This is a genomic window from Larkinella fluvii, from assembly GCF_051857545.1.
Classification (GTDB): domain Bacteria; phylum Bacteroidota; class Bacteroidia; order Cytophagales; family Spirosomataceae; genus Larkinella.
On the sequence record NZ_JBPZHB010000004.1, the window covers coordinates 163,271 to 189,499 of the forward strand.

The 26,229-nt window shown below is 52.3% G+C and carries 23 protein-coding genes; 12 read left to right on the forward strand and 11 right to left on the reverse strand.

Annotated elements, in window-relative coordinates:
* Positions 1 to 63: 63 nt before the first annotated feature.
* A complete protein-coding gene (locus tag ACS5NO_RS11045; RefSeq protein WP_439415210.1) occupies positions 64 to 1,449 on the reverse strand; it encodes a glucoamylase family protein in 1,386 nt (461 codons plus the stop codon).
* Positions 1,450 to 1,571: 122 nt separating this feature from the next.
* On the opposite strand from ACS5NO_RS11045, the gene ACS5NO_RS11050 reads away from it, so the two are divergent.
* The 3 genes from ACS5NO_RS11050 (at position 1,572) to ACS5NO_RS11060 (ending at position 5,018) form a co-directional block, all read left to right on the forward strand.
* A complete protein-coding gene (locus tag ACS5NO_RS11050; RefSeq protein WP_439415211.1) occupies positions 1,572 to 2,393 on the forward strand; it encodes an energy transducer TonB in 822 nt (273 codons plus the stop codon).
* Between the two features lie 127 nt (positions 2,394 to 2,520).
* Positions 2,521 to 3,654 carry a carboxynorspermidine decarboxylase gene (gene nspC, locus ACS5NO_RS11055; RefSeq protein WP_439415632.1) on the forward strand — a complete coding sequence of 378 codons (1,134 nt, stop codon included), beginning with the start codon at positions 2,521 to 2,523 and terminating at the stop codon, positions 3,652 to 3,654.
* A 152-nt stretch (positions 3,655 to 3,806) separates the two neighbouring features.
* Positions 3,807 to 5,018, forward strand: a complete 1,212-nt coding sequence (locus tag ACS5NO_RS11060) for an ABC transporter substrate-binding protein (protein ID WP_439415212.1) — start codon at positions 3,807 to 3,809, stop codon at positions 5,016 to 5,018.
* 37 nt (positions 5,019 to 5,055) lie between these two features.
* On the opposite strand, the gene ACS5NO_RS11065 is transcribed toward ACS5NO_RS11060, so the two are convergent.
* The 4 genes from ACS5NO_RS11065 to ACS5NO_RS11080 all read right to left on the reverse strand — a co-directional run bounded on the left by ACS5NO_RS11065 (position 5,056) and on the right by ACS5NO_RS11080 (position 8,750).
* A complete protein-coding gene (locus tag ACS5NO_RS11065; RefSeq protein WP_439415213.1) occupies positions 5,056 to 7,242 on the reverse strand; it encodes an outer membrane protein assembly factor BamB family protein in 2,187 nt (728 codons plus the stop codon).
* A 59-nt stretch (positions 7,243 to 7,301) separates the two neighbouring features.
* Entirely contained in the window at positions 7,302 to 7,604 is a 303-nt protein-coding gene (locus ACS5NO_RS11070) for a hypothetical protein (protein ID WP_439415214.1), read from the reverse strand.
* Positions 7,605 to 7,634: 30 nt separating this feature from the next.
* Complete coding sequence (locus ACS5NO_RS11075) at positions 7,635 to 8,216, reverse strand: dihydrofolate reductase family protein (protein WP_439415215.1); 582 nt, start codon at positions 8,214 to 8,216, stop codon at positions 7,635 to 7,637.
* Positions 8,217 to 8,318: 102 nt separating this feature from the next.
* Complete coding sequence (locus ACS5NO_RS11080) at positions 8,319 to 8,750, reverse strand: VOC family protein (RefSeq protein ID WP_439415216.1); 432 nt, start codon at positions 8,748 to 8,750, stop codon at positions 8,319 to 8,321.
* A 139-nt stretch (positions 8,751 to 8,889) separates the two neighbouring features.
* On the opposite strand from ACS5NO_RS11080, the gene ACS5NO_RS11085 reads away from it, so the two are divergent.
* The 7 genes from ACS5NO_RS11085 (at position 8,890) to ACS5NO_RS11115 (ending at position 18,833) form a co-directional block, all read left to right on the forward strand.
* Complete coding sequence (locus ACS5NO_RS11085) at positions 8,890 to 9,870, forward strand: GlxA family transcriptional regulator (protein ID WP_439415217.1); 981 nt, start codon at positions 8,890 to 8,892, stop codon at positions 9,868 to 9,870.
* A gap of 125 nt (positions 9,871 to 9,995) precedes the next feature.
* The gene (gene pyrG, locus ACS5NO_RS11090; RefSeq protein WP_150875166.1) at positions 9,996 to 11,660 is read left to right on the forward strand and encodes a CTP synthase; all 1,665 of its coding nucleotides are present in this window, start codon (positions 9,996 to 9,998) and stop codon (positions 11,658 to 11,660) included.
* A gap of 116 nt (positions 11,661 to 11,776) precedes the next feature.
* Complete coding sequence (gene yidC / locus ACS5NO_RS11095) at positions 11,777 to 13,615, forward strand: membrane protein insertase YidC (RefSeq protein ID WP_439415218.1); 1,839 nt, start codon at positions 11,777 to 11,779, stop codon at positions 13,613 to 13,615.
* A gap of 94 nt (positions 13,616 to 13,709) precedes the next feature.
* Positions 13,710 to 15,434: an ABC transporter substrate-binding protein gene (locus ACS5NO_RS11100; protein WP_439415219.1), complete on the forward strand. Its 1,725-nt coding sequence runs from the start codon at positions 13,710 to 13,712 to the stop codon at positions 15,432 to 15,434.
* A gap of 95 nt (positions 15,435 to 15,529) precedes the next feature.
* On the forward strand, positions 15,530 to 16,813 hold the full coding sequence (gene hemL / locus ACS5NO_RS11105) for a glutamate-1-semialdehyde 2,1-aminomutase (protein WP_439415220.1): 1,284 nt from the start codon (positions 15,530 to 15,532) through the stop codon (positions 16,811 to 16,813).
* Between the two features lie 9 nt (positions 16,814 to 16,822).
* Positions 16,823 to 17,830 carry a glycosyltransferase family 2 protein gene (locus tag ACS5NO_RS11110; protein WP_439415221.1) on the forward strand — a complete coding sequence of 336 codons (1,008 nt, stop codon included), beginning with the start codon at positions 16,823 to 16,825 and terminating at the stop codon, positions 17,828 to 17,830.
* A 16-nt stretch (positions 17,831 to 17,846) separates the two neighbouring features.
* Positions 17,847 to 18,833, forward strand: a complete 987-nt coding sequence (locus tag ACS5NO_RS11115; protein ID WP_439415222.1) for an NAD-dependent epimerase/dehydratase family protein — start codon at positions 17,847 to 17,849, stop codon at positions 18,831 to 18,833.
* 4 nt (positions 18,834 to 18,837) lie between these two features.
* On the opposite strand, the gene ACS5NO_RS11120 is transcribed toward ACS5NO_RS11115, so the two are convergent.
* Complete coding sequence (locus ACS5NO_RS11120; RefSeq protein ID WP_439415223.1) at positions 18,838 to 19,602, reverse strand: class I SAM-dependent methyltransferase; 765 nt, start codon at positions 19,600 to 19,602, stop codon at positions 18,838 to 18,840.
* 197 nt (positions 19,603 to 19,799) lie between these two features.
* Between ACS5NO_RS11120 and ACS5NO_RS11125 the strand changes: the two genes are divergently transcribed.
* The gene (locus tag ACS5NO_RS11125; RefSeq protein WP_439415224.1) at positions 19,800 to 20,090 is read left to right on the forward strand and encodes a hypothetical protein; all 291 of its coding nucleotides are present in this window, start codon (positions 19,800 to 19,802) and stop codon (positions 20,088 to 20,090) included.
* A 69-nt stretch (positions 20,091 to 20,159) separates the two neighbouring features.
* Here ACS5NO_RS11125 and ACS5NO_RS11130 read toward each other — a convergent pair whose 3' ends face one another.
* Positions 20,160 to 20,324 carry a hypothetical protein gene (locus ACS5NO_RS11130; protein ID WP_165840860.1) on the reverse strand — a complete coding sequence of 55 codons (165 nt, stop codon included), beginning with the start codon at positions 20,322 to 20,324 and terminating at the stop codon, positions 20,160 to 20,162.
* 165 nt (positions 20,325 to 20,489) lie between these two features.
* Here ACS5NO_RS11130 and hisS point away from each other — a divergent pair, with 165 nt between their 5' ends.
* Entirely contained in the window at positions 20,490 to 21,878 is a 1,389-nt protein-coding gene (gene hisS / locus ACS5NO_RS11135; protein ID WP_439415225.1) for a histidine--tRNA ligase, read from the forward strand.
* 79 nt (positions 21,879 to 21,957) lie between these two features.
* Here hisS and ACS5NO_RS11140 read toward each other — a convergent pair whose 3' ends face one another.
* The 4 genes from ACS5NO_RS11140 to ACS5NO_RS11155 form a co-directional block, all read right to left on the reverse strand.
* Positions 21,958 to 22,716, reverse strand: coding sequence for an outer membrane beta-barrel protein (locus ACS5NO_RS11140; protein WP_439415226.1), 759 nt, complete (start codon positions 22,714 to 22,716; stop codon positions 21,958 to 21,960).
* Positions 22,717 to 22,804: 88 nt separating this feature from the next.
* Entirely contained in the window at positions 22,805 to 24,469 is a 1,665-nt protein-coding gene (gene pgi / locus ACS5NO_RS11145) for a glucose-6-phosphate isomerase (RefSeq protein ID WP_439415227.1), read from the reverse strand.
* A gap of 11 nt (positions 24,470 to 24,480) precedes the next feature.
* Positions 24,481 to 25,266: a glycoside hydrolase family 25 protein gene (locus ACS5NO_RS11150; RefSeq protein ID WP_439415228.1), complete on the reverse strand. Its 786-nt coding sequence runs from the start codon at positions 25,264 to 25,266 to the stop codon at positions 24,481 to 24,483.
* Between the two features lie 197 nt (positions 25,267 to 25,463).
* A complete protein-coding gene (locus ACS5NO_RS11155) occupies positions 25,464 to 26,099 on the reverse strand; it encodes a peroxiredoxin (RefSeq protein WP_138990471.1) in 636 nt (211 codons plus the stop codon).
* Positions 26,100 to 26,229: the final 130 nt, after the last annotated feature.

Here is a 26,229-nt window from a genome sequence, read left to right on the forward strand (position 1 = left end):
AAGAGTTGGCTGACGCGTGGTAATTACCAGGACCATTAACTTTTCACTCTTCACTCATAACTCTTAATTCCTCAGCCATCCTCCCCGAAAACCGGCTCGTAACAAGCCCCGCCGGATGATGGGGTTGCGCATCATGAGGTTCCAGATCTGGTTGGTGCGGTAGTTTTCGGTCATCAGCAGAATCGGGCCATTGTCGATGCCGAGGTAATCCTGGTCAAACCACTGGCCGGGGTAAGAAAGGTTGAAGGCGTCCTTGAAACCGTAGGGACCGTAGATCTTTTTTCCATAGCGGTATTTCATTAACTGGAGCGCCCGGATGCTTTCTTCCGGCGTAAACGGCATCGACCCACCGGCTGCCGTGGGCGCAATCGTCCCATCATCGACGATCTGTGTTGCGGCTGCACCCCGGGCGCGGTAGGAGAAAAACTGTCGTCCGTTGATCAGCGTATCTTTCGGGCCGTCGCTGGCGGTCAGGCCCCAGAGGTCGGTTTCATAGCCGGTAAATCCTCCGGGATTTTCGATGCAATAAGCGCGGTTGGCGAGCGTGGCCCGGCGGCTGTTCTCAAAATAATCAATTCCCCGCTGACGCATGTAAGCGTCTTGAATACTGCGGAAATCAATCCAGATGTGCGAATACTGATGCCCAAACAGCGGCTCAAAGTTAACGTGGGTATACTCCTTGAATTCTTTCCATTCGTAGGACGCCGTCCAGGTCGTCCAGGCTTCGGGCCCAATCGGATAGGTGGGTGAGGCCAGGGCCAGCACATACAGGATCATTGCTTCATTATAGCCTTTCCAGTCAGATTTGATAAAACCGCTTTCGGGGTGCCAGCCCATCGACACCAGCGGTTTGCGGACCTGTATCCAGGTCCAGTCGACCCGGCGATAGATCCGGTCGACCAGCATCCGGATTTCCTTCTCTACCCGCGTGTTTTGATCAAAATATGACTGACTGCTCAGCATCCCGGCCAGTAGTAAGGCTGTGTCAATGGTCGACAACTCCACCTGTTTGAAACGCAGCCCGGTTTTCATATCCAGAAAATGGTAGAAAAAACCGTGGTAGCCGGTTGCGTTTTTTTCATCGGCCGATTGGGGGGCGTAATTAAAAAAGCGCAGGGTTCGAAGCGTTCGTTCGGCGGCCTGCTGGCGACTTACATACCCCCGCTCGACACCCACCAGGTAGGCCGTAAGCCCAAAGCCAGTGGCGGCAATGCTTGCAAACGAGGGCGATGGATATCGGTCGGGAATCAGCCCGTTTGGATTGTTACCCAGTTCCCAGAAATACAGAAACGTTTCCCGTTGCAGTGAATCCAGAAACCGCTTTGAGGTGGCCACGCCCCGGGGCTGAGCCAGTGAAAGCGTTGGACATAAGTACAACAACAGAAATAGGGACAACACAATGGAATGTGCAGGGGAACTACACCGGTATCGGTATCCTTCGACTTTCATGGCACAAAAATCAGCGGTATGGTAGGGAAAGATAGGGGAAAGAAAATAAAATAAATTACCTGTGACTTTTATATATAGTTTACTTATATATATTTGTATCAATCATTAACTCCGATCTGGCTATGACACCCGAACAGCTAAACGTCGCAACGCTCGACGACATCGTGTTTGAAAACCGCAACAAATTGTATGGCGCCTACGATTTGCGCCAGGTCTACCAGCGCAGTGCCAACCGGGCGCTGTGGTTGGGAATTGCCTTGTTTTGGGCCGCTTTGGCCACACCAACGCTCTATAACCGGCTGAAACCGGCCGAGACGCCGGATCAGTTTATGAATGAAGTGACGCTGGAAGACATCAGAACCTTACCGCAGGAAGAGCCGCCCGTGGTAATTCCGCCGAAAGTGGAGATTCCCGTGCAACTGCCCACGGTGCGAAATCTACCCCCGGAGGTGGTGACCGAAGCGCCCGATGATGTAACGGTGCCGACGGTGGAGGACCTGGAAGACAAGGTGTCGAGTGATAAAACCCAGGAGGGCGACCCCAACGCGCTGGATGTGATCGAAGCCCCCACGGAAACGGCAGGTCCGGCACCGGTGGAAAAATCGATTGAAGTGGAACGCAAACCGGATGAGGTATTTTTAAAAGTGGAACAAGACCCCCAGTTTCCGGGCGGTATGCGGAAAATGGCTGAATTCCTGGAAAAAAACCTGCGCTATCCGCCGGCCGCTTCCCGGGCAAGCATTTCCGGAAAAGTGTATCTCCAATTTGTGGTGAACACGGATGGGAGCATTGTCGATGTGAACGTTGTTAAAGGAATCGGATTTGGTTGTGATGAAGAAGCCCTGCGGGTCGTGAAGAAGATGCCGCCCTGGCAACCCGGCAAGCAATCGGGTCGGCCGGTGCGGGTTCGGTTTACGTTACCCGTGGTGTTTGCCCTGGAATAACGCATCCACACTTTTGACAGCATGCCCGCCGGTTACCAACCGGCGGGCATTTTTTATGCTGAACAAAACCGCTGTTTTCGCTATTTTTGTGATTAAAAACCGCCTTCATGTGGCGTCTCCATCCCTGATGATCGACTACTCCCAAATTCCCTCGCCCTGTTTTGTACTGGAAGAGACCAAACTCCGCACCAATTTAGAACTTATTGATAGTGTACAGCAACAGGCTGGGGTTCAGATTATTCTGGCTCTCAAAGGCTTCTCGATGTACAGTGCTTTCCCGCTGGTGAAGCAATACCTGTCGGGTGCCACGGCAAGTTCTCTCAACGAAATCAAGCTGGTCAACGAATACCTGGGTGTTCAGGCGCATACCTATATTCCGGCCATTCGCGACGATGAATTTGACGAAGTTCTCGAACGAAGCAGTCACCTGACGTTCAATTCGCTGAGCCAGTGGGAGCGGTTTAAAAACCGGGCGATCGGGTCGGGTGTTTCCTGCGGCATTCGCGTCAATCCGCAGTATTCGGAGGTCGCCACGGATATGTACAATCCCTGTGTGCCGGGCTCGCGGCTGGGCGTGACGCGGAATCTGATCGGCGACCGGCTGCCGGACGGGATGGAAGGCATTCATTTTCATACGCTCTGCGAAAACGATTCCTACACGCTCGAACGCACGCTGGAAGCACTGGAAAGCCGCTTTAGTGACCTGCTTCACCAGGCGCGTTGGGTCAACATGGGCGGAGGACACCTCATGACACGGGAAGGCTACAACACCGAACACCTGATCGGCTTGCTGAAAGCGTTCCGGGAAAAATACCAGGTCGAGGTCATTCTGGAACCGGGTTCGGCCATTGGGTGGCAGACCGGGGTACTGGTGTCGTCGGTTCTGGATGTGATTGACAGCCAGGGGATTCAGGTGGCCATTCTCGACACTTCCTTTGCCGCCCACATGCCCGACACGCTCGAAATGCCGTATAAACCCCGGATTCTGAATTCATACCACGAACCGGTTTCGGGGAAACCAACCTATCGCCTGGGCGGTATGACATGTCTGGCGGGGGACTTCATGGGCGACTACAGTTTTGATGAACCGCTTCAGATCGGAGATAAAATCGTTTTCGATGACATGATTCACTACACAATGGTGAAAACGAGCACGTTCAACGGCGTCAATCTGCCCTCCATCGGCATCTGGCAGGAAGATGATACCTTCCGGCTGGTGAAAACCTACGGGTATGAAAGCTTTAAGGACCGGTTAAGTTGAGGTAAATACTCTGAAAGGTGAAACCGCTTATGCCATTTAGTAAGTAATTTAAATAATACCGTAAATACGCCGGTTGTCAGACAAGTCTATTGTTGTATTAGGTATGATTATGAGTGTAATATGTCGTATATTTTCGGCAAAATTAAACTCATATGAACATCCTAAAAAACCTGACCGCTTCCGCATTTGTTTTTATCTTATTTCTTTTCGCCGGGTGTTCGGTTGACGATCACCTGCAACCGGTTACCATCAACATCAGCGGGCTTTCGTCGCTGACCGGAAACTGGTCATCCCTCGGAATCACCACCCAGGCCGCGATGGAAATTGCGGAGGAAGACATCAATAGCTATTTTGCGGGCAAAGGCAGCAGCTTCCGGCTCAGCGTTACGGGCTACGACACACAACTGGAAGCCGAAAAAGCGGTTGGTTTTTTTACCGCAGCGGCTGGTGCCGGAACCCGGTTTTTCATCGGGCCACAGTCCAGTGCCGAGCTGGCGGCTCTGTTGCCCCTCACCAGTTCCTACAACAGCCTCGTGATCAGCCAGGGCAGTACGGCGGGAAGTCTGGCCATTGCCGACGACCCGGTTTTCCGGTTTTGCCCGGCCGACAAAATTGAGGGAGCCGCCATTGCCAAAACCATCTACGAGCAAGGCATTCGCGGACTGGTAACGATTGCCCGCGATGATGCCGGCAACAAAGGCTTGCAAACGTCGACGGGTTCTTCCTTTACCACCTTGGGCGGGACGGTTCAGGCATTGACGCCCTATGGCACCTCGATCAGTGATTTTACGGCGGAAATTGCCGCGATCAAAGCCCAGATTTCCGCATTCACCACCACCTACGGTGCTGACAAAGTCGGCGTTTATCTGGCTTCTTTCGACGAATGTGTCGGTTTGTTCAAGCAGGCGGCTGCGGACCCGGTTCTGAGTTCCGTGCGCTGGTATGGTGGGGATGGCGTGGCGCTGAGTGCTGCCCTGATTGGCGATCCGGATGCCGCTGATTTTGCGATTAGCACGCAGTTTTTTACGCCGACCTTCGGTTTGCCGGATGCGTATAAAACCGCCTGGGAACCCCTGATTGCCCGGATAAAAACCAAAACCGGTATCGACGCCGATGCGTTCGGCATTGCGGTGTACGATGCGATGTGGGTCATTGCCAAAACGATTGAAGCCAGCAATGGCGTTCCGTCCGATCTCAACGCCCTGGAAAGTCAGTTTGTGACGCAGGCCAACGCCTATGTGGGAGCAACCGGCCCGACGGGCCTCGACACGTTTGGCGACCGGGCCAGTGGCTCATTCGATTACTGGGGCATTGAAAAGATTGGCGGTGTGTACCGGTGGAAACTGGTCGGAAAATCGAATTGAGTCTGTATAATTATAACTTTTCAGAAAGTTGAGTCTCTCATTTTGGTAGGGCAAACGCCATAATAGAACCGGCGGGATTTTCTTTGCTTCCGCCAACCGAGAGTGCGACAAATTGCCGGTTGCCACTGAAATACGTACAGGCGGTTGCGTTGGCAACACCCGGGAGCGCGGTTTCCCACACCAGTTTGCCCGTCGATTTGTCGAAGGCTTTTAATTTCTGATCCCGGGTGCCGCTGATAAAAACCAGCCCACCGGCGGTGACGATGGGGCCGGCAGAACCTTCCAGTCCGGTTTCGGCCGCCCCTTTTTCCTGTAATTCCGGATGATTCCCCAGCGGAATCTGCCAGACGTAATCGCCGGTAGTCAGGTTGATCGCGTTGAGAGTTCCCCAGGGCGGTTTGATGGCCGGATGTCCGTTTGGATCCCGGAAATGACCGTAGGCCGTCAGATTCAGGTATTTATCGGCACCCGCCAGGGTCTGACCGGTTTCCATTTTGGTGGCTTTACCCGAATTCTTTTCCCGGTCGAACAGGAAAGCGATGATGCCTTGTTCTTTCCCCTTAATTATGCTGGCGAAAGCTGGCATTTTGCCGCCACCCTGTTTGATTTTGGCCAGCGCAGCCTCGCGCGTCATCCGGTTTCGAAGGCCGGTCAGCGATGGATAGGTGGGTTCGTCGCCGTTTTTGTCTTTTCCATGGCAGCTCACGCAATACGTCATGTAGAGCGTTTTTCCCTGGGCAAAAACCGTCTGGTCTTTGGCTTCTTTTTCAAGATCGACTTTTTGCATCGACTGAATTTCCGGCGAATCGTTCGACTTGACATACAATACGCTCGTGGCTGGGTCATAGGCCGCGCCACCCCATTCGGCACCGCCCCGGGTTCCGGGCAGCATCAACGTGCCTTTCAGATCCGGTGGGGTGAAGAGCCCTTCGTAGCGCATCGACCGGAATTTTTTAACGATGGAGTCATGCCCCGCCGTCGAATACCGGGTCAAATCCGCTTCCGTCATATGTTGTCGGGCAAACGGTTTGGGTTTCAGCGGAAAAGGCTGCGTGGGCCAGGCTTCTTCGCCAGGGAGGTGAGACATCGGCACCTTTCGTTCTTCAATCGGAAATAACGGTTCACCCGTTTCCCGGTTGAAGACGAACACAAAACCGTGTTTGGTCACCTGGGCCACGGCGTCAATTTTCCGGGGCCGACCATCGGGGCCATCGCGTTCCACCGTGACCAGATTGGGCGGAGCGGGAAGGTCATAATCCCACAAATCGTGGTGGACGGTTTGGAAATGCCAGCGGTATTTTCCGGTTTTGGCATCGAGGGCCACCACACTATTGCCGTACAGATTTTTGCCTTTGCGGTCGGCGCCGTAAAAATCGTAGGAAGGGGAGCCCAGGGCCAGAAACACCATGCCGCGCCGGGTGTCCACGCTCATGCCCGCCCAGTCGTTGACGCCACCAGCGTATTGATACGCTTCTTTGGGCCAGGTTTCGTAGCCGGGTTCGCCGGGCAGCGGAATGGTGTGAAACGTCCATTCGAGTTTTCCGTTTCGGATGTTGTAGGCCCGGATGTAGCCGGGTTGCGCCCCGTACAGCTCCGACACTTCGGCCCCCATGATCAGCAAATCCTGGTAGACGATGCCGGGCGATGTCGGTATGACCGAAATGGTTTCGGGAGCATCGCGCAACCCGACGTTCATGCTCACCTGCCCGTTTTTTCCGAAGCCCGGAACCGGTTTCCCCGTGCGGGCATCCAATGCGAACAGCACATCGCCACCCGTTACCAGAATCCGTTTGTCGGCGCCATCTTCCCAATACGTAACGCCCCGGCTGACGCCCCCGCCCACTCCGCCATCGAACGGATCGAACGACCATTTTTGCTTGCCGGTGGCGGCATCGACGGCATAAACCCGGTGCCGGGCCGATGTGGCGTATAAAACACCGTCGATGATGATGGGGTTGCACTCACTGTTGCCGGGCCGCGCACCGGCCTGGGCGTCGTTCGGGTGAAACGTCCAGGCGAGTTGCAACTGGCTGACGTTGTGGGTCGTAATTTGATTGAGTTCGGAATAACTCGTGCTTTCGGCGTCGGCTTTGTAGAGGCTCCAGGTACGGTTTTTATCGTCGTTCGACTGATAACTCGCCAGGAACAGGAAGGCCGACAAGGCAAGAAAAAAGCCCAGTTTCAGACCGAGCCGGTTTTTTAAAAAGAGAGCGAGGTGGCGCATGGGAGGCTGCGATGAGTGACGGCTGTGTACCGTACCTATAAACAAAATGGCCCCTGATTTTACTCGTGAGTTCCGGTATGGAGTCGGTTCCGGACTAAAAAATCCGGTGAGTGAAGGGGAGCATCGTCCGGCAAGACCTCCGCCGTAAACCCGAAATCCTGCACCAGCGAAATCACGAAACGCGGTTCGACCAAACCGGTTGACGAGTGGATGCGCAGAATCCTGTCACAATCGTCCAGATCAAAATTGGCGGTATACTGCGTAAATGTTTGATGGATGAGATCAAGAAGCCGGTTGGCATGCCGGGCGTCCCGCACATTGGTTTTAAAAACTTCGACCATAACACCTGCGGATGGATTCATACCGGAGAGAACAATAATCCTGCCGACTGCCTACCGGGCTGGTTCAGGGTGGTAACAAAGAACTACGATGCCGACGCTGCTGACGGTGGTCTTCACCAGTTTCAGCGTCATGCGGTCGGTCATTTCCTGCCAGATCGGCAGGCCGGTTTTCAGGGCGACGGGGTTGATAAAAAGATGGTATTCATCGATCAGGTTGTGTTGAATAAAAGCCGAAACGATGCGGGCTCCCCCATACATAATCAGGTCTTTGCCCGGCTGTGCTTTTAGCTCGGCCAATTCTTCGACGGGGCTTTTTTGAGTCAACCGGGCATTTTTCCACTCAACCGTTGAAAGCGTCGATGAAAAAACCACTTTATCGATTTCGTTCATCTGGTGCGCAAAGGCCAGGTCATCCAGATTGGCGTCGGGGTTGGTGGCGGCATTCGGCCAGTAATTCGCCATGCCCTCGTAGGTCATGCGGCCAATCAGCATCGTGTCGGCAGAGTTGGCGAGATCGGCGGCATACTGATTCAGAACCGCATCCCAATTCCAGACCATCCAGTCCTGTTCGCCCGCTGGGCCGGCCACGAAGCCATCGAGGGTCATTTGCATCTGTAATTTCACCTTTCTCATGATTCAGTCGGTCGTAATCATCTGTGGAACAGAGCCCGGCTTCAAACCGGGCTCTGCTGGTTTTTAAAAAGAGGAAGGTTGTTGTTACTGTTCGTTAATTGGTCAGGCGGCCGGTTTTTCATCGAAACTGATCATCCATTGAATGCCAAAAGAATCGGTCAACATGCCAAAATAAGAGCCCCAAAATTCTTTTTTCATCGGCATCACGGCTACTCCGCCTGCCGAAAGTTTTTCGTACAGGCGGTCCGCTTCTTCTTTGCTGTCGGCATCGATGGAAAGATAGAAATTGCTCCCCATGGTTACGGTATGACCCATCGATTCGAGGGCATCGGTTGCCATCAGGAGCGTTCCGGGTCCGAGCGGCAAGGCAATGTGCATGATTTTCTCAGCCTCCGTGGCCGAGAGTTTTGCGCCTTCGGGCGTGTCTTTGAAACGTTGGAGCGCGATAAATTCACCCCCAAAAACCGACTTGTAGAACGTAAACGCTTCTTCGGTGTTGCCATTAAAATTCAGATACGGATTGAAAGTTGCCATGGTTGGAGTGGTTAGAGTCATGCGGTTATTTCCGCCTTGCGTATAGTACAAACGTACGGGAATGAGTTGACACCGGCAGGGGGCAAACGCGGCAATAAAAGGGGTTGATTACGACAATCCCTTTCCTTATTTTTGACACATGAAGCATATATCGATTTTAGTCCCCAAAGGGGCTATTTTAGGTAGCCTGGAGGGCACCCGCCAGTTGTTTACGCAGGTCAATCAGTTTTTTGCCGCTAAGGGCCAACCGCCTTTGTTCCGGGTGCAACTGGTCGGTCTGACGAAAGAAACGCCCCTGAGTGGCGGTGCTTTTACGGCCCATGCGGATGCCGTTCTGGCCGACGTGCAAAAGACGGATTTGATCGTCATTCCCGCGCTGGATGGGGATCTGCGGCTGGCCATCGAAAAAAACCGCGAGTTTATTCCGTGGATCACCGACCAGTACCGGGGCGGGTCGGAAGTGGCCAGCCTGTGTCTGGGCGCCTTTTTACTGGCATCGACCGGTTTGCTCAAAGGCCGCCAGTGTGCGACGCACTGGATGGCGACGAATGATTTCCGGCAGTTGTTTCCCGATGTGAACCTGGTTACCGAGCGGATTATCACCGACGAGATGGGTATTTATTCGAGCGGGGGGGCGTTCTCATACCTGAATCTGATCCTGTACCTCATCGAAAAATACGCGGGTCGCGATATTGCAGTGCTGTCGGCCAAAGTCTTTGCCATTGAAATCGACCGGGAAACCCAGTCGCCGTTCACGATTTTTCAGGGACAGAAAGAACACGAAGACGAACCGGTGAAGAAAGCCCAGGAGTTTATCGAGAAGAATTTTCAGGACAAAATCACAATCGATCAACTGGCCGACATGCACGCCCTGGGCCGGCGGAATCTGGAACGGCGATTCAAGAAAGCCACGTCTAATACCGTTGCCGAATACATCCAGCGGGTAAAAATCGAAGCGGCCAAGAAGAACCTGGAAATCAGCCAGAAGAACATCAACGAAATCATGTACGACGTGGGCTATTCCGACACCAAAGCCTTCCGGACGATCTTCAAAAAAATCACCGGATTGTCGCCCATCGAATACCGCAACAAATACAACAAAGTTGGTGCCGTGGCCTGAGCACACCACGGGCTGACCCTCAACCGATTACTACCCTTCCGTAACTTTTCCATCCACATACCCACCTTTTCTCCGTAAGTTTCCCTACCTTTACATCCCGTAACAACCACATTTCGTTTTCAGACATGGCTCCATCCGGTCAGAAAACCGCTAAGTACATATTCGTTACGGGCGGTGTAACTTCTTCGTTAGGCAAGGGCATTATTGCCTCTTCGCTTGCAAAATTGCTTCAGTCTCGCGGCCTGTCGGTCACGATTCAAAAGTTTGATCCTTATATCAATATTGACCCCGGTACGCTCAATCCATACGAGCACGGCGAATGCTACGTCACCGACGACGGCGCGGAAACCGATCTCGATTTGGGCCACTACGAACGTTTTCTGAACATTCGTACGTCACGCGCCAACAACATCACCACGGGCCGAATCTACAACAACGTCATCACCCGCGAACGCAAGGGCGATTTCCTCGGTCGGACGGTACAGGTTGTGCCGCACATTACCGACGAAATCAAACGCAACATCCGGCTGCTGGGCGAAACCGGTGAGTACGACATCATCATTACCGAAATTGGTGGGTGTGTGGGCGACATCGAATCGCTGCCGTTTGTAGAGGCTGTCCGGCAGTTGAAGTTTGAACTGGGCGAAAAAGATACGCTTGTCATTCACCTGACGCTGATTCCGTACCTGGCGTCGGCGGGTGAGCTGAAGACCAAACCGACCCAGCACTCTGTTCGGATGCTGCTCGAAAACGGCGTTCAGCCCGACATCATCGTCTGCCGCACCGAACACCCGCTTCCGCCCGATATTCGCCGGAAAATTGCGCTGTTCTGTAACGTGCAGGTGAATTCGGTGATCGAAGCCATCGACGCCGAAACGATTTATGACGTTCCGCTGCTGATGCGGAAAGAAAAGCTGGATCAGCGGGCGTTGTATATGCTTGATCTGTACAACGACCAGGACGCCGATCTCGATAGTTGGAAGGAATTTCTGGGCCACCTCAAAAATCCGACGGATTCGGTTACGATCGGTTTGGTTGGCAAGTACGTTGAGCTTCGGGATGCCTACAAATCCATCGCCGAGTCGTTCATTCACGCTGGAGCCAAGAACGAGTGCAAGGTCAATGTCGAGTGGATTCAGTCTGAAACTCTGGGCGATTTTGACCAGGTATCGGAACGGCTTCGGGACCTCGACGGCATTCTGGTTGCGCCCGGTTTTGGCGAACGCGGCATCGAAGGAAAGATCAACGCCATCCGCTTTGCCCGTGAAAATGGAATACCGTTTCTGGGCATTTGCCTCGGAATGCAGTGTGCCTGCATCGAGTTTGCGCGCAACGTTTTGGGGTGGTCTGACGCCCACTCGTCGGAAATGAACCCAAATGCATCGCACCGGGTTATCGACATGATGGAGAGCCAGAAAAAGGTGACCAACAAAGGCGGTACGATGCGTCTGGGCGCTTATCCCTGCAAAATCAAGAAAGACTCGCTGGCGTTCCAGATTTACGGAAAGTCGCAGATCAGCGAACGGCACCGCCACCGGTACGAATTTAACAATGAATTTATCAACCAGTTTGAGAAAGCCGGGCTGGTGCCAACCGGAATCAATCCGGAAACCGGGCTGGTCGAAATTGTGGAGCTGAAAAACCACCCGTGGTTCGTTGGTGTGCAGTTTCACCCCGAGTTGAGAAGCACCGTGATGGATCCGCATCCGTTGTTCGTGCATTTCGTGCGGGCATCGATGGGACACTCTCAGGAGAAACGCCTGGTCGATACCACGGCGAATGTTGGTTAAGCCTTTGCTTCTCCGTACTTTTGCGGACTAATTATTACGTTTAAAGTTTAAGGTTTAACGTTTGAAGTGCTCGTTAGCCACGTTAAACCTTAAACTTTATACTTTAAACCAAAAAAATGGATCGTAATCAAATTATTGGTATTGTATTGATTCTGGGGATGTTGCTGGGGTATCAGTTGTTAATGCCAAAGCCCGCTCCGGAAACAAAACCCCAACAGGAAACAGCCACTTCTGCCCCCACGCCGGAAGCCGCCAAAAAAGCGGAGCAACCCCTCGACTCGGCAGCCTCCCGGATGATGTATGGCGATTTTGCAGCCGCAGCAACGGGTCAGAGCCAGGATATAGTCGTCGAAAACCCCGATATCCGGGTTACCTTTAGCACCCAGGGAGGACGTGTTAAAGAAGTCCTTCTGAAAAATTACAAAACGTACGACCAGAAACCGCTGGTGCTGCTGAATGAAGAAAGCAGCGAAATGGTGCTGGAACTGCCCACCAACCGGGGGAAAGTCAACGTCGAAAAATTGTATTTTGAAACGGCCACGCCACCCCGGACCACCGTTCAGGGAAACGCCCAAACCGTATCGTTTAAACTCGCCCTGTCACCCACCGAATCCGTTGAACAGACCTACACCATCCCGGCGAAAGGCTTTGTGGTTGATTACGACCTGAAACTGAACGGCATGGATAAGCTGTTGACCAACAATGATATCCGGTTCCTGTGGCAGGATAAAATGCGGCAGTTTGAAAACGATATGGCCGAAAACCGGAAATCGGCAACCATCAATTACCTGTCGGCCGACGAAAATTTCGATGGCCTGTCGGAAGGCGCGGCCAACCAGGAAGCAACACTGGAGGAACCGGTGCAATGGTTTACCATCAAGCACAAATACTTTCTGGCCGGGTTTATTTCGGAGAGCAGTCCCTTCAAAAAGCCGGTTTTCAAAACGATTGTGAACGAAGCGGATTCCAGTACGGTAAAAACCGCCATCGCCGACGTGCTGATTCCCATCGCCGATGTGAAGGCGGGCAAAGGCAATTACCGCTTCTATTTTGGCCCGAACGATTATCAGTTGCTCGACGAAGTCGCACCGGAATTTGACCGGAACGTTTACCTGGGCTATGCCATTCTGAAACCGGTGAACAAATACTTTTTTGTACCGGTATTTAGCTTCCTGGAGAAGTTCATTTCCAACTACGGCCTGCTGATCATCGCGCTGGTGGTGTTCGTGAAGCTGCTGCTGACACCCTTGACGTACCGTTCGTACGTTAGTATGGCGAAAATGCGGGTTTTAGGCCCCGAAGTGAACGCGATTCGTGAGAAGGTGGGCGACGACATGGCCAAGCAACAGCAGGAAACCATGAAACTGTATCAGCAGGTGGGCGTGAGTCCGCTGAGTGGCTGTATTCCGGTTCTGGCCACCATGCCGGTCTTGATGGCGTTGTTTTTCCTGTTTCCGAACCTGATTGAACTACGCCAGAAAGGTTTTCTGTGGTCGAACGATTTGTCAACCTACGATTCCTTCATCAAGTTTCCGTTCACGATTCCGTTCATGGGCTCGCACCTGAGTCTGTTCACGATCTTCATGACGGCGTCGAGTTTGGCCTACGCGTACTATAACAACCAGATGACGCCCGCCCAGCCGAACAGCCCGATCAACATGAAAGCGATGAGCTACGTGTTCCCGCTGATGTTCATGTTTGTTCTGAACTCGTTCCCGGCCGGTCTGACTTTCTATTACTTTGTGTCGAACGTCGTGACGATTGCCCAGCAATTGCTGATTCGCAAGTTTGTCGATGAAGACAAGATCAAGGCGGTGCTGGAAGAAAACCGGAAGAAGTTTGCGAAGGGCGATGTCAAGAAATCGAAGTTCCAGGATTTGCTGCAACGCTCGCTTCAACAGGCTGAGGAAGCTAAAAAACAAGCTGAAGAGGCTAAAAAACGACCGAAAAAATAAAAAAGATGGCTCACTAATCTGTCTTCTTTCTAACAAAACCAACACGTCTGTGTTGGTTTTGTTAGTTTTGTGCCACGCTTCTTAATCCAGCCCCATGAATAGGTCTTTTGCTTTCCATACCGGTTTCAGGTCATTTAGCCTCTGTGTCCTAATCTGGACGACCGCACTGGCGGCTATGGCCCAAACCGATAATGCCGAACGACGCTACCAGTATGCGGTACGCTTCATTCAGCAGAAAGACTACGTGAAGGCCAAGGCCGAACTCAAACCGCTGACCGAGATCCGAACCAGTGGCATTGCACCCTACGCACACTATTACCACGCGCTGGCCGATTTTAATTTGAAGCGGTTTTCGGAAAGCCGGTTGATGTTGAAGCAGTTGATCGACCGGTTTCCGGATTGGAAAAAAATGGACGATGCCTATTACCTGCTGGGGGCGGCTTTTTTTGAAAACGGGCAATACGAAGAAGGCATCGAAAACCTGGGCCGCATCGGCGATCCGGCCCTCAAACCGGACGTTAGCAAGCTGCAAACCTATTATTTCAGCCAGATCAACGATTTGAACCGGTTGAAACTGATGCAGAAAGAATTTCCGAACAACCGCGAACTGGCACTGGCGCTGATCGATCAGATCCAGCGAACATCGACGGCCCCGGCCGACCTCGAACTGTCGGACCGGCTGACCAACCGGTTTGGTGTGCCGGGCATTGCGCGTCCCGTACTAACGGAAGCATCATCCAGCACGGCGACGGTTGCCAGACCAGAGAAAAACCGCAACAAAGGCTATTACAACGTAGCTGTGTTGTTTCCATTTCGGTTGAACGACATCAATCCGGAGGAACGCGCCCGCTCTAATCAGTACGCGCTGGATTTGTACAACGGCATGAGGCTGGCGAAAACGAAATTGCAGTCGGAAGGCATTACGGTGAATCTGTTTGCCTATGATGTCGATAATGATGGCACCAAAATGACGACGCTGGTCAATAATCCGGGGTTTATTCAAAACGATTTGCTGATCGGTCCGCTCTACGCAGAACCTAACCGGATTGCCACGGAATTTGCCAATCAGAACAACGTTTTGCTCGTTAATCCGATTTCGACCAGCAGTGAGCTAGTCGTCAATCAACCCCTGGCTTTTCTGGCTACTCCGTCGCTGAACCAGCAGGCACTGAAAACCGTCGCTTTTGCCCGAACCTTGTCGATGGTGAAAAAAGCGGCTATTTATTATGGGAACACCCGGAAGGATTCCACGTTGGCGACCCTGTACCAGAACGAACTGAAACGAATCGGCTACGCGGTGCAGGATTTTCGGAAAGTAAGCAGCAGCGATCTGGAAGCCATTCGGCTGTCGGAAACGAACAAACCCGGCCATATTTTTCTGGTGAGCAGCGACGAAAGTACGGGGTCCAAATTGCTCCGCTTGCTCACACAACGGAAAGTGGAAGTCCCGGTGATTGCCACTTCGTCCGCCTTTAATTTTGACAAAGATCCTCTATCGATTTTTTCAAAAAGCGATTTGTACTTGGTGTATCCCGAGTTTGTCGACCCGGAGCGCCCCGGTTCGGACGAATTTGAGGAGCTATACCTGGATCAGCGCAATATGATTCCGTCGATGTACGCATACCAGGGGTACGATATGCTGCTGTTTTTTGGCCGGATGCTGGCCCGAACCCGCGGACAGATTACAAACCGGTCGCAACTCAAAGCCGCCCCCGAAGAAGGCTACCTGCTTTCCGGCTACGATTACACCGCCAGCAACGATAACCAGGTCGTCCCCATCGTAAAATACGACGGAACACGGTTTACACTAATCAAATAATTGTGAATGAGTGAATGAGCGAATGAGTGAATAGAAAAGCGCGATCTTTGATCCTATTCACTCATTCACTCATTCACTCATTCGCTCATTAAAAGATGAAAACGAGCGAGCAACTCTTCGAGAAAGCAAAAGCATTGATTCCGGGCGGGGTGAATTCTCCGGTTCGGGCCTTTCGGGCCGTAGGTGGAAACCCGGTGTTTATTAAATCCGCAAAAGGGCCTTACCTTTTTGATGAAGATGGTAACCGGTACATCGAACTGATCAATTCCTGGGGGCCGATGGTGCTGGGCCACGCATTCGAGCCGGTGGAAGAAGCCGTTCGGGAAGCGATTCAGCACTCGTTTTCGTTCGGCGCACCCACCCGCAAGGAAGTGGAAATGGCCGAATTGATCACCGACATGGTGCCGTCGGTCGAGATGGTGCGGATGGTCAACTCCGGCACTGAAGCCACGATGGCGGCTATTCGGGTAGCACGTGGGTTTACCGGGCGTGACAAACTGATCAAATTTGAAGGCTGTTACCACGGCCATGCGGATTCCTTTCTGATTGCGGCCGGTAGTGGCGCCATTACGATGGGTACGCCCGACAGTCCCGGTGTTACCAAGGCCACCGCTTTGGATACGCTGACGGCTCCGTTCAACGATCTCTACGCCGTTGAACGATTGATCGATGCCAACGCCAATCAGATTGCGGCCATCATCCTGGAACCCGTTGTGGGCAACATGGGCTGCGTGTTACCCGAACCCGGTTTTCTGCAGGGCTTGCGGGATTTATGCGATAAAAATGATATTCTGCTGATTTTCGATGAAGTCATGACCGGTTTCCGGCTGGCCAAAGGCGGAGCCCAGGAGCGGTTTGGCATTCGTCCCGATCTCACCACGATGGGTAAAATCATCGGGGGCGGAATGCCGGTGGGAGCCTATGGCGGACGGCACGACATCATGAGTATCGTTTCACCCGCCGGGCCGGTGTATCAGGCCGGAACCTTGTCCGGGAATCCGATTGCTATGTCGGCCGGGCTGGCGATGTTGCGGCATTTGAACAATCATCCGGAAGTCTACACGCGGCTGGAGGAACTGGGAACCCGACTCACCGACGGCATTCGCGCCAGCATGGTCAAGCTGGGGCTGGATTTTACAATCAATCACCTCGGCTCGATGTACACCCTGTTCATGACAGAGCGGCCGGTTTCTAATTTCGTCGATGCCAAAACCAGCGATTTGCCATTGTTTGGGCGGTATTTCCAGGCCATGCTGAAGCGAGGTGTCTACCTGGCTCCGTCGCAATTCGAGAGTTTGTTCCTCTCGGTTGCGCTGACGGACGAACTGATCGATCAGGTAATCTGGGCGAACGAAGAGGCATTGAAGGAAGTCATCTAATCCCGTTCGATGCGTTTTTCCGTCATCATTCCCGTTTACAATCGCCCGGACGAACTGCGCGAACTGCTCGAAAGCCTGAGCCGGCAAACCCGTGTTCCCGACGAAATCGTGGTGGTGGAAGACGGTTCCGTAACCCGGGCCGACGCGGTGGTCGAGTCATTCAAAAACCGCCTGACGATCCACTATTATTTCAAACCCAACGGCGGGCAGGGGTTTGCCCGCAACTACGGTTTTGAACGGGCGACGGGGGATTATTTCGTGATTTTTGACTCCGATGCGCTGGTTCCTCCGCATTATTTTGCCGCCGTCGAACAGCGGTTGCAAACCGACTGGCTGGATGCGTACGGCGGCCCCGACGCAGCGCATCCCAGTTTTACGCCCATTCAAAAGGCGATCAGTTATTCGATGACCTCGCCGTTTACGACTGGGGGCATTCGGGGTAGCAAGAAGAACCTTGGCGGCAAGTTTCATCCGCGCAGTTTCAACATGGGTTTTTCGCGACAGGTCTACGAGAAAATCGGTGGCTATAAAATCAGCCGGATGGGGGAGGACATCGAATTTGCCATCCGGATTATTGACAATGACTTTAAAACCGGCCTACTCCCGGATGCGTTTATTTACCACAAACGCCGGACGAATTTCGGCCAGTTTTATCGCCAACTCCGGTTTTTTGGCCGCGCCCGCATCAACATCGCCCGGTTTTTTCCGTCGGAACTCCGGCTGGTTCACACCTTTCCCGCGTTGTTTACGCTATTCGTCTTCTCGGTTCCGGTTTGGTATTTCATCCATCCGGTTCTGTTTGCTCTGGCGGTTTCGGTGTTGCTTCTGTTCTCCGTTCTGATTTTTAGCGACGCTGTCCGAAAAGAGAAGAGCCTGAAAGTGGGATTTTTAAGCATTGGGGCAGCTTTTGTGCAGCTCATCGGCTACGGCGTCGGTTTTTTGAGCGAGGGCTGGAAACGACTCCGCGAACCCAAAGGACACCAGGAAACCGGTGCCAATATGGAATATCCGTCGTGATCCGTAATTTTACGGCATGAAAGTCTTGGTTACGGGAAGCGCGGGACACCTGGGGGAGGCACTGGTCCGCACGTTACAGCGTTTGGGAGATGAAGTCGTCAGTATCGACATTTTAAACTCTCCTTTTACCTCGCACGTCGGCTCGATTACCGACCGCTCGTTTGTTCAATGTTGTCTTGAGGGCGTAAAGACGGTTTTTCATACGGCAACCCTCCACAAACCGCACGTCGCCACCCACAGCCTGCAGGATTTCATTGACACCAACATCACCGGTACGCTCAATCTGCTGCAGGAGTCGGTGGCCGCCGGTGTGGAGCGTTTTGTGTTCACTAGCACCACCAGTGTTTTTGGTGATGCACTGGTGCCACCCGCCGGAGAACCCGCAGCCTGGATCACGGAGGAGGTGACGCCCGTTCCCAAAAATATTTACGGCGTTACAAAAACGGCCGCCGAAGACCTCTGCCAGCTTTTTTACCGAAATCACGGGCTGCCTTGTATCATTCTGCGAACTTCCCGGTTTTTCCTCGAAATTGATGACAACAAGGGCGTGCGGGATGCCTATGAAGACGACAATGTAAAAGCCAACGAATACCTCTTTCGGCGCGTGGATCTGGAAGATGTGGTGAGTGCGCACCTGCTGGCGGCCGAACGGGCTCCGGCCCTCGGTTTTGGTACCTACATCATCAGCGCAACGACACCTTTTTTGCCGGATGACACCGTGGCTTTACGGTCTGCTGCCCCTCAAGTAGTTGGACGATTGGTTCCGAACTATGAAGCAGAATACGGGCGCCGGGGCTGGCGGATGTTCCCCGGCATTGACCGGGTGTATGTAAACGAAAAAGCCCGGACAGAACTGGGTTGGCAACCGAAGTATGATTTTAGGTATTTGATTGAACGCCTGAAAGCGGGGGAAGACCTGAGAAGCCCACTGGCCCGGCAGGTTGGCTTGAAGAAATATCATCCGCAAACCTTTTCCGAGGGGCCTTATCCGGTCGAAAGCTAACGACTTATTTTTTGCAGAGATAAATCACCTCTCCGGCGGGCAGTGAAAACCGTTTCACTTCTTCTTTGGGAAGTTCAAACACAAAGCGGTCTTCCACGACGGTAAAACCGCCTTTGGCCAGCCGTTGGGCATAATCGCGGCCAAAAAGCCGGACGTGGTCACTCTGCCAGAAAAGCCGCTCCCGCTCTTTCGGGTCAGTAATGGTAGCGTCTTCGAAGGTGGTTTCGCGGGTGTAGTCGATCGGCGACTGAATGATGGCCCAGCCGCCCGGTTTTAGTACGCGGTAGAGCTCACTACTGGCTTTGGCATCATCTTCGACGTGTTCCATGACGTGGTTACAAAAGGCAACATCGAAGGTATTGTCCGGAAATGGAATCTGGTGAATGTCCATCTTTATTTTCGCCAGGGGTGATTCGATGTCGGCGGTGATGTAATCCAGATTGGGTAGTTTCTCGAACCGGTCGATAAAACAATGCTCGGGTGCAACGTGCAGAACTTTCAGCGGATCTTGGTAGAAATTGGTTTTTCGCTGCAGGTAAAGGTTCATCAGCCGGTGGCGCTCCAGGGCTAAACAGTTCGGACACAAGGCGTTCGGGCGGGGAATGTTCCGGCCGTAAGGCATGAATTCCCGGAAGTGTTTGCCACAAACCGTACACTCGACGTTATTGCCCCGGTAGAAGACCATCATCACCTTCATGGCATAATGGCTGACCCGCTGCAAGACCGGGCGCGGTACGGTTTTTAAAATAAAGCTGATGAGATGTTTCATACCACGGAAAAACACCGCCGGAACACGGGACACTCTCGTTGATCCCCAACCGGCGATGGGGCCGAATAAGCAATAATTAACAGATTTACAGATAAAATGAGAATTAGTCTGTTAAATTAGAGCTTTGATCACTTGTAGTTTTACTTACGATGGCTGTTGCTCCCTCTAAACCTCCCGGTCGGCGACTCATCAAACGGATGAGTACACGCACCAAATGGCTCCTGCTGGCTCCTTTCAGTCTGGTTCTGATTGGCTATGGCTTATGCGTTTTCAGCGAAGCCGCCAACCTGAAACATACCGGCGAATCCTTCAGCCGGTGGTTTTTGCTGGGAACCTACAGTCTGGTGGTTATCAACGCCGGGCTTTCCCTGTTTGGTCAGGCCATTATTTTCCGGATGCAAATCGAAAACCGCCGGACCATCCGGCGGTACCTGAAAAAGATGCTGCGGGAACGGCTTAAAAAAGAAAACCCCGTCCGTCGAGCGTGACGAGGCAATCGAATGATCCTCCGTTTTCAGAAAACAGTGCGAAACTCCCCACTGAAAACCGCTTTTCACTTACGCTGCGGCCTGGCTTTTCTTTTCGGCAAAAGACGCCTTGATGGCTTCGACATCGACGTTTTTCACATCCGGGCGACGCAATAATTGTTTGATACGCGCAATTTTGTTGTTAGCCCGTGCTTTATTTTTTTGGTCTTTGCGTTTCAGTGCTGTTACTCCCATGATTGTATGTAATTAGTCCGTTTAATCCAAATTGTCCGCAAAATTAGCGGAAATACCGCAGAAAATCAATTTTTTATTGGTACTAATCTGGCTCGATGCCGGGGTAGGTTTAGGTTCCTGCAAACAGCCTGCTGAAAACTGCGTCCGGCTTGCTATTTTTGCAACATGCAAAAACCGAGTTTACCCCGCGGCACGCGCGATTTTGGGCCGGAACAGATGAGCAAACGGCTTTTTCTGTTGGAAACCATCCGGCAAACGTTCCGTCGATACGGCTTTCAGCCTATTGAAACCCCCACCCTTGAAAACCTGTCGGTTCTGATGGGAAAATACGGCGATGAAGGGGATCAGTTGTTGTTCAAAGTGCTCAATTCCGGCGATTTTGCCAAAGATTTGACCGAAACCGACTGGCAGGAAAATGCCCGCAAATTAACCCTGAAAATTTCGGAAAAGGGTCTTCGGTATGACCTGACGGTTCCGTTCGCCCGATACGTGGTGATGAACCGCCACGCGCTGACGATGCCGTTCAAGCGTTACCAGATTCAGCCGGTCTGGCGGGCCGATCGTCCCCAGAAAGGGCGCTATCGGGAGTTTGTGCAATGCGATGCCGACGTGGTTGGTACGGATTCGCTGCTGTGCGAAGCCGAAATCGTGTTGATGCTGCACGAAAGCCTGCGCAATCTGGGTATTCAGGATTTTACCGTAAAAATCAACAACCGCAAGATTTTGACCGGCATTGCCGAGGTGGTGGGTGCCGCCGGGCAGGAGGGACTGCTGGCCATTGCCATCGATAAACTGGATAAAATCGGAAAAGAAAAAGTCGTTGAAGAATTGAAACAACGCGGCTTTTCCGATGAATCGATTGAGAAGCTGGAGCCGATGTTTGAGTTTCCGGATCAGGCGCAGGCGGCTTTCGGTCAGTTGAAAAGCTGGCTGTCTTCTTCGGAGGTGGGTCTAAAAGGCGTTGCCGAACTGGAAGAAGTCTGGCAGTTGGTCGCCCAGTACGGCTTGAAAGATGCCCGGATGCAACTGGATGTAACGCTGGCGCGGGGCCTGTCGTATTATACCGGAGCCATTTTCGAGGTAAAAGCCAATGGCGTGCAAATCGGAAGCATCAGCGGGGGCGGGCGATACGACAATCTCACCGGCGCATTCGGTATGCCCGGTTTGTCGGGCGTCGGCATTTCGCTGGGCGTCGACCGGATTTACGATGTGATGGAAGAACTGAATCTGTTTCCGGAAACCGGTTTGCAATCGACGCAGGTGCTGGTGGTTCACCTCGATACTGAAGGGCGTTCGCTTGGCTTGCCGCTGCTGAGCCAGTTGCGGGCGCAGAACATCCCGGCGGAAGCGTATCCGGATACTGCCAAAGTGAAAAAGCAACTGGATTATGCGAATGCAAAACACATTCCCTATGTCGTTTTGATTGGCTCTGAAGAACTGCAAACCGGATTGCTGGGTTTGAAAAACATGATGACGGGGCAGCAGGAGAAGCTGACGGCCGGCGAGATTGTGGAGCGTTTGAAGGAACAGGTCATAACAAGTCCAGGTAACTAAACCGCTCGTTGTCAGGGTTACAAAAACGGCGTTCCGACTCAAAGTCGGAACGCCGTTTGCATAGTGGACAGTTTGCGAATTAAAACTTGAAGCCGAGATTGACACCCAGCGCCCGACGCTGCGAATTGTTGAATCCGCTGATGGCATCGGAGAAACCGTGGTGATACACAAGGTCGATCAGGACTGGTCCCATATCGAAGCCCAGATTGACCAGACCAAGAAATGTTCCGCTTTTGATCTCATTTTCATCCACATTGACAGTATTGTTGCTGCTTAAGCGGTTGGCATATTCAGCACCGACGGCAAAGCGAACTGCAGAAATTCCACGATCCGACTGCGCCAGTTTTACACCAATGTAAGCTGGGATCTGCAGCCATTTGGTGTTGATGCGGCCCGAAATATCCTGAACCGAAGCGCCATCGCCAGGCGTGAAGTAATTCGAACTGGAAGCAAAATATTCTGCACCCAATTGTCCGTAGATCCGGCCGCCACCGCGAACGAAACCCCCAATCTGGTAGCCCAGACGTCCTGAAGGATTGTCGCCGTCCACATCTTCACCCCGGTACCGGGTCGAGTTGGCTCCCACATATATACCACCGGTAAAGGCTTTGTATGGTTTATCAGCCTTGACACGGCTCTGGCGACTCCCGTAGTCAGCGGTAGTGGTCGTTGAGGAATATGAGTTGGTCGTAGCTGGAGTCGACGAATAGGTCGAGCTGTTCGTTGGAGCGACTGTCGTCGCTGAGTTTCTGGTAGTGTCTGAAGAAATGTTATTCTGAGCATTGGCGCTCCACGTTCCCAAAAGGCACACCGCAAGCAGAATACTGTTGCGTTTCATCATGATAAAAGTTTTTGAAATTGTAAAAAAATAAGGTGTATGCATTGCATACACCTTATTAACATTACCAATCTTGGATTGTTTAAAGTTATCTCCATTCTTTGTAAGAATTGATCAGGCCGTTGGTCGAACTGTCGTGCGACGAAACCGGCCGGTTGTCAGCAAGTTCGGGCAGGATGCGATTGGCCAGTTGTTTGCCCAGTTCGACGCCCCACTGATCAAAACTGAAGATATTCCATATGATGCCCTGGGTGAAAATTTTGTGTTCGTACATCGCAATCAGGCTGCCGAGTGTCCTTGGCGTGATTTTCTTCACCAGAATCGAATTGGTGGGCCGGTTTCCGGAAAACACCTTGAAGGGCATCAGTAAAGCAATTTCCTCTTCCTTTTTTCCGGCTTTTACCAGTTCACCCACTACTTCTTCCCCGGATTTGCCGTTCATCAGGGCTTCGGTTTGGGCGAAGAAGTTGGACAGCAGCATGTTGTGGTGTTCACCGAGTGGACGCTGGCTGATGGCCGGGGCAATGAAATCGCAGGGAATTAGCTTGGTGCCCTGGTGAATCAGTTGGTAAAACGCGTGTTGCCCGTTGGTGCCGGGTTCGCCCCAGATCACCGGCCCGGTCTGGTAAGCCGTCGGCTCGCCGTTGCGGTCGACGGATTTGCCGTTGCTTTCCATATCGCCCTGCTGGAAATAGGCCGCAAACCGGTGCATGTATTGGTCGTAGGGCAGAATGGCGTGTGACTCGGCTCCGAAAAAGTTGTTGTACCAGATGCCCAGTAGTGCCAGCGTCACCGGGATGTTTTCTTCGATGGGAGTATTCTTGAAATGCAGATCCATCGCATGGCCCCCTTCAAGCAGTTCAGCAAAATGGTCGAACCCGATGTAGCAGGCAATTGATAGACCGATGGCCGACCAAAGGGAGTAGCGCCCACCGACCCAGTCCCAGAACCCGAACATGTTTTCGGGATCGATGCCGAATTTTTCGACCTCGGTTTTATTGGTTGAAATGGCTACGAAATGTTTCGCCACCGCCGATTCGTCGTTGGCGTGACTGAGGAACCAGTCGCGGGCCGAATGTGCATTGGCCATCGTTTCCTGCGTCGTGAAGGTTTTTGACGCAATCATGAACAGTGTGGTTTCCGGATCGAGTTTTTGCAGGGTTTCGTAAATGTGTACGCCATCGACATTCGACACAAAATAGACCTGCAACTGCGGTTTTCCGTTTTTCTGAACGGCATACGGTTTCAGGGCTTCCGTGACCATCACCGGCCCCAGATCTGAACCGCCAATGCCGATGTTGACCAGTTGCGTGATTGGTTTGCCGGTATACCCTTTCCAGTCGCCCGAGCTGATGCGATGCGAAAAAGCCTCCATTTTGTCCAGAACCGCGTTCACATCCGGCATCACATCCTTTCCATCGACCAGCACCGGCGTGTTGGAACGGTTCCGTAGGGCGACGTGCAGCACAGAACGGTTTTCGGTAACGTTGATCGGGTCGCCGGAAAACATTTTATCGATGGCTTCGTACAGACCCGCCTGCCCTGCCAACTGACGCAGCAGTTGCATGGTTTCGGCGTTAATCCGGTTTTTGGAGAAATCGACCAGAATGTCTTCAAACCGCAGCGAAAAGTCCGTAAATCGATCGGGGTTCTCCGCAAATAAATCCCGCAGGTGTTGTCCCTTTAAGTGCTCGAAATGGTTCTGGAGCTCCTGATAAGCAGGAAGTTTAAGAAAAGAGTGGGTCGGTAACATGGTAAATGGGTTCAAAGAGAAATTTCGTTCAATCGGTCCGGTTCGCAGACAAACACGTTAAAATCGACTTTCCCGCGAATGCCATCCACGGAGCCTTTTTCATTGTGTTGCCAAATGTACAACCGCTCCGCTTTAAAATGCCGGGGGTGGTCGGAAGAATAATCGGCAATCCAGAGCGGATAGTCGTCAAAATTACCGGCAATGTAGAGCAAATAAAAGTGCCGGTTGACATAAATAATCGGTTTGGTACCGTAATGGTCTTCCACCAGCCGCAGCCAGACCCGGATGTCGGCAATGAGTTTCTCCGCCGGAACGGTGCCTTTGGCATTCCGTTCGAAGTCGAGCACGGGGGCAAAGTCACCGGGTTTGAGTGTTACGGTTTTAATGAAATTCTGGGCCTGTTTTACGGGATCGCGTTTCGGGTGGAAGAAGTGGTAGGCACCCCGTTTCAGGCCTGCTTTTCGGGCTTCCTGCCAGTTGTGTTTGAATCGCCGGTCGACGAGTGATGCGCCTTCGGTGGCTTTGACAAAGACGAATTGCAGGCCAACGCCCCGGGCCTGCATCTGCGAAACCCGTTGCCAGTTGATGCGGTTGTTATGGTGAGAGACATCAATACCGTGAATCGTATACTTCAACGGCATTCGAATCCCGTATCCGTTTACAAATTCCCATTGCAATTCATTGACTTTCTTAAGCGAACGGTTCCACCACAACCCGACCAGAACCAACGAAAGTGCCAGAAACGGCCAGACCAGTGCTTTCCTCTTCCTATAAATAAACAGAACAATCCGGCTCATGCTGAGCAAAAATAAGTAGAAAAAGGGGGCGGGTGTCGGTTTCGGGGAGAAACGCTTTGGGTAAGCCGGTTGGGTAAAAAATAAATTTCGAATAATAAATGATGAATGTTAAATGTAAAAGTGATAAACAATGAGATCCTTTTATATTTAATATTCATCATTTATTATTCGAAATTTAAAGCAATTACGCTCTATTTTTACTTATTCGGCTGCGGAGTGGTCCGAAGATACGGTTTGACAATGGTAACGCCTTTCGGGAATTTCTTGATGGCGTCTTCCGTGCTGACCGCCGGAACCACGATTACATCCTGGCCTTCCGTCCAGTCGGCGGGCGTGGCCACCTGGTAGTTGGCGGTTAATTGCAGCGAATCGATGACCCGCAGAATCTCCGTGAAGTTCCGACCCGTTGAAGCGGGATAGGTCAGTGTCAATTTGATTTTTTTATCAGGACCGATGATAAACACCGACCGAACCGTTGATTTTTCACTGGCGTTCGGGTGAATCATGTCGTATAATTCGGCCACCTGACGGTCTTTATCGGCAATCATCGGAAAATTAACCGTCGTGTTCTGGGTTTCGTTGATGTCTTTCACCCATTCGGTGTGCGACTCAAGCGGGTCAACGCTGACCGCAATTACCTTCACGCCACGCTTTGCAAACTCGTCAGTCAGTTGGGCAGTTCGGCCCAATTCCGTCGTACAAACCGGCGTGAAGTCGGCGGGGTGCGAAAAGATCATACCCCAGGAATTTCCCAGCCATTCGTGAAAATTGATCGTACCCTCGGTGGTTTCTGCCGTAAAGTCCGGGGCGATGTCACCTAATCGGAGTGCCATAATAAAAGAGGTTTGGTTATTACTATAGTATAACTATAGTGTTGGTTACACAAATGTAAAACGGATTATCAACAGTGCGTATCCTTGAACGACAAAGACCGCAGTTTGATAACACTACCTTTGCATAAAA

Bases quoted from the DNA above. Each gene is read 5' to 3' on its own strand.
- nspC (WP_439415632.1), top strand. From the start codon at position 2,521: ATGATCGACTACTCCCAAATTCCCTCGCCCTGTTTTGTACTGGAAGAG.
- ACS5NO_RS11110 (WP_439415221.1), top strand. From the start codon at position 16,823: ATGCGTTTTTCCGTCATCATTCCCGTTTACAATCGCCCGGACGAACTG.
- ACS5NO_RS11050 (WP_439415211.1), top strand. From the start codon at position 1,572: ATGACACCCGAACAGCTAAACGTCGCAACGCTCGACGACATCGTGTTT.
- ACS5NO_RS11100 (WP_439415219.1), top strand. From the start codon at position 13,710: ATGAATAGGTCTTTTGCTTTCCATACCGGTTTCAGGTCATTTAGCCTC.
- ACS5NO_RS11115 (WP_439415222.1), top strand. From the start codon at position 17,847: ATGAAAGTCTTGGTTACGGGAAGCGCGGGACACCTGGGGGAGGCACTG.
- hisS (WP_439415225.1), top strand. From the start codon at position 20,490: ATGCAAAAACCGAGTTTACCCCGCGGCACGCGCGATTTTGGGCCGGAA.
- ACS5NO_RS11130 (WP_165840860.1), bottom strand. From the start codon at position 20,324: ATGGGAGTAACAGCACTGAAACGCAAAGACCAAAAAAATAAAGCACGG.
- ACS5NO_RS11065 (WP_439415213.1), bottom strand. From the start codon at position 7,242: ATGCGCCACCTCGCTCTCTTTTTAAAAAACCGGCTCGGTCTGAAACTG.
- ACS5NO_RS11125 (WP_439415224.1), top strand. From the start codon at position 19,800: ATGAGTACACGCACCAAATGGCTCCTGCTGGCTCCTTTCAGTCTGGTT.
- ACS5NO_RS11120 (WP_439415223.1), bottom strand. From the start codon at position 19,602: ATGAAACATCTCATCAGCTTTATTTTAAAAACCGTACCGCGCCCGGTC.
- ACS5NO_RS11150 (WP_439415228.1), bottom strand. From the start codon at position 25,266: ATGAGCCGGATTGTTCTGTTTATTTATAGGAAGAGGAAAGCACTGGTC.
- hemL (WP_439415220.1), top strand. From the start codon at position 15,530: ATGAAAACGAGCGAGCAACTCTTCGAGAAAGCAAAAGCATTGATTCCG.
- yidC (WP_439415218.1), top strand. From the start codon at position 11,777: ATGGATCGTAATCAAATTATTGGTATTGTATTGATTCTGGGGATGTTG.
- pyrG (WP_150875166.1), top strand. From the start codon at position 9,996: ATGGCTCCATCCGGTCAGAAAACCGCTAAGTACATATTCGTTACGGGC.
- ACS5NO_RS11080 (WP_439415216.1), bottom strand. From the start codon at position 8,750: ATGGCAACTTTCAATCCGTATCTGAATTTTAATGGCAACACCGAAGAA.
- ACS5NO_RS11075 (WP_439415215.1), bottom strand. From the start codon at position 8,216: ATGAGAAAGGTGAAATTACAGATGCAAATGACCCTCGATGGCTTCGTG.
- pgi (WP_439415227.1), bottom strand. From the start codon at position 24,469: ATGTTACCGACCCACTCTTTTCTTAAACTTCCTGCTTATCAGGAGCTC.
- ACS5NO_RS11085 (WP_439415217.1), top strand. From the start codon at position 8,890: ATGAAGCATATATCGATTTTAGTCCCCAAAGGGGCTATTTTAGGTAGC.
- ACS5NO_RS11070 (WP_439415214.1), bottom strand. From the start codon at position 7,604: ATGAATCCATCCGCAGGTGTTATGGTCGAAGTTTTTAAAACCAATGTG.
- ACS5NO_RS11140 (WP_439415226.1), bottom strand. From the start codon at position 22,716: ATGAAACGCAACAGTATTCTGCTTGCGGTGTGCCTTTTGGGAACGTGG.
- ACS5NO_RS11155 (WP_138990471.1), bottom strand. From the start codon at position 26,099: ATGGCACTCCGATTAGGTGACATCGCCCCGGACTTTACGGCAGAAACC.
- ACS5NO_RS11045 (WP_439415210.1), bottom strand. From the start codon at position 1,449: ATGAAAGTCGAAGGATACCGATACCGGTGTAGTTCCCCTGCACATTCC.
- ACS5NO_RS11060 (WP_439415212.1), top strand. From the start codon at position 3,807: ATGAACATCCTAAAAAACCTGACCGCTTCCGCATTTGTTTTTATCTTA.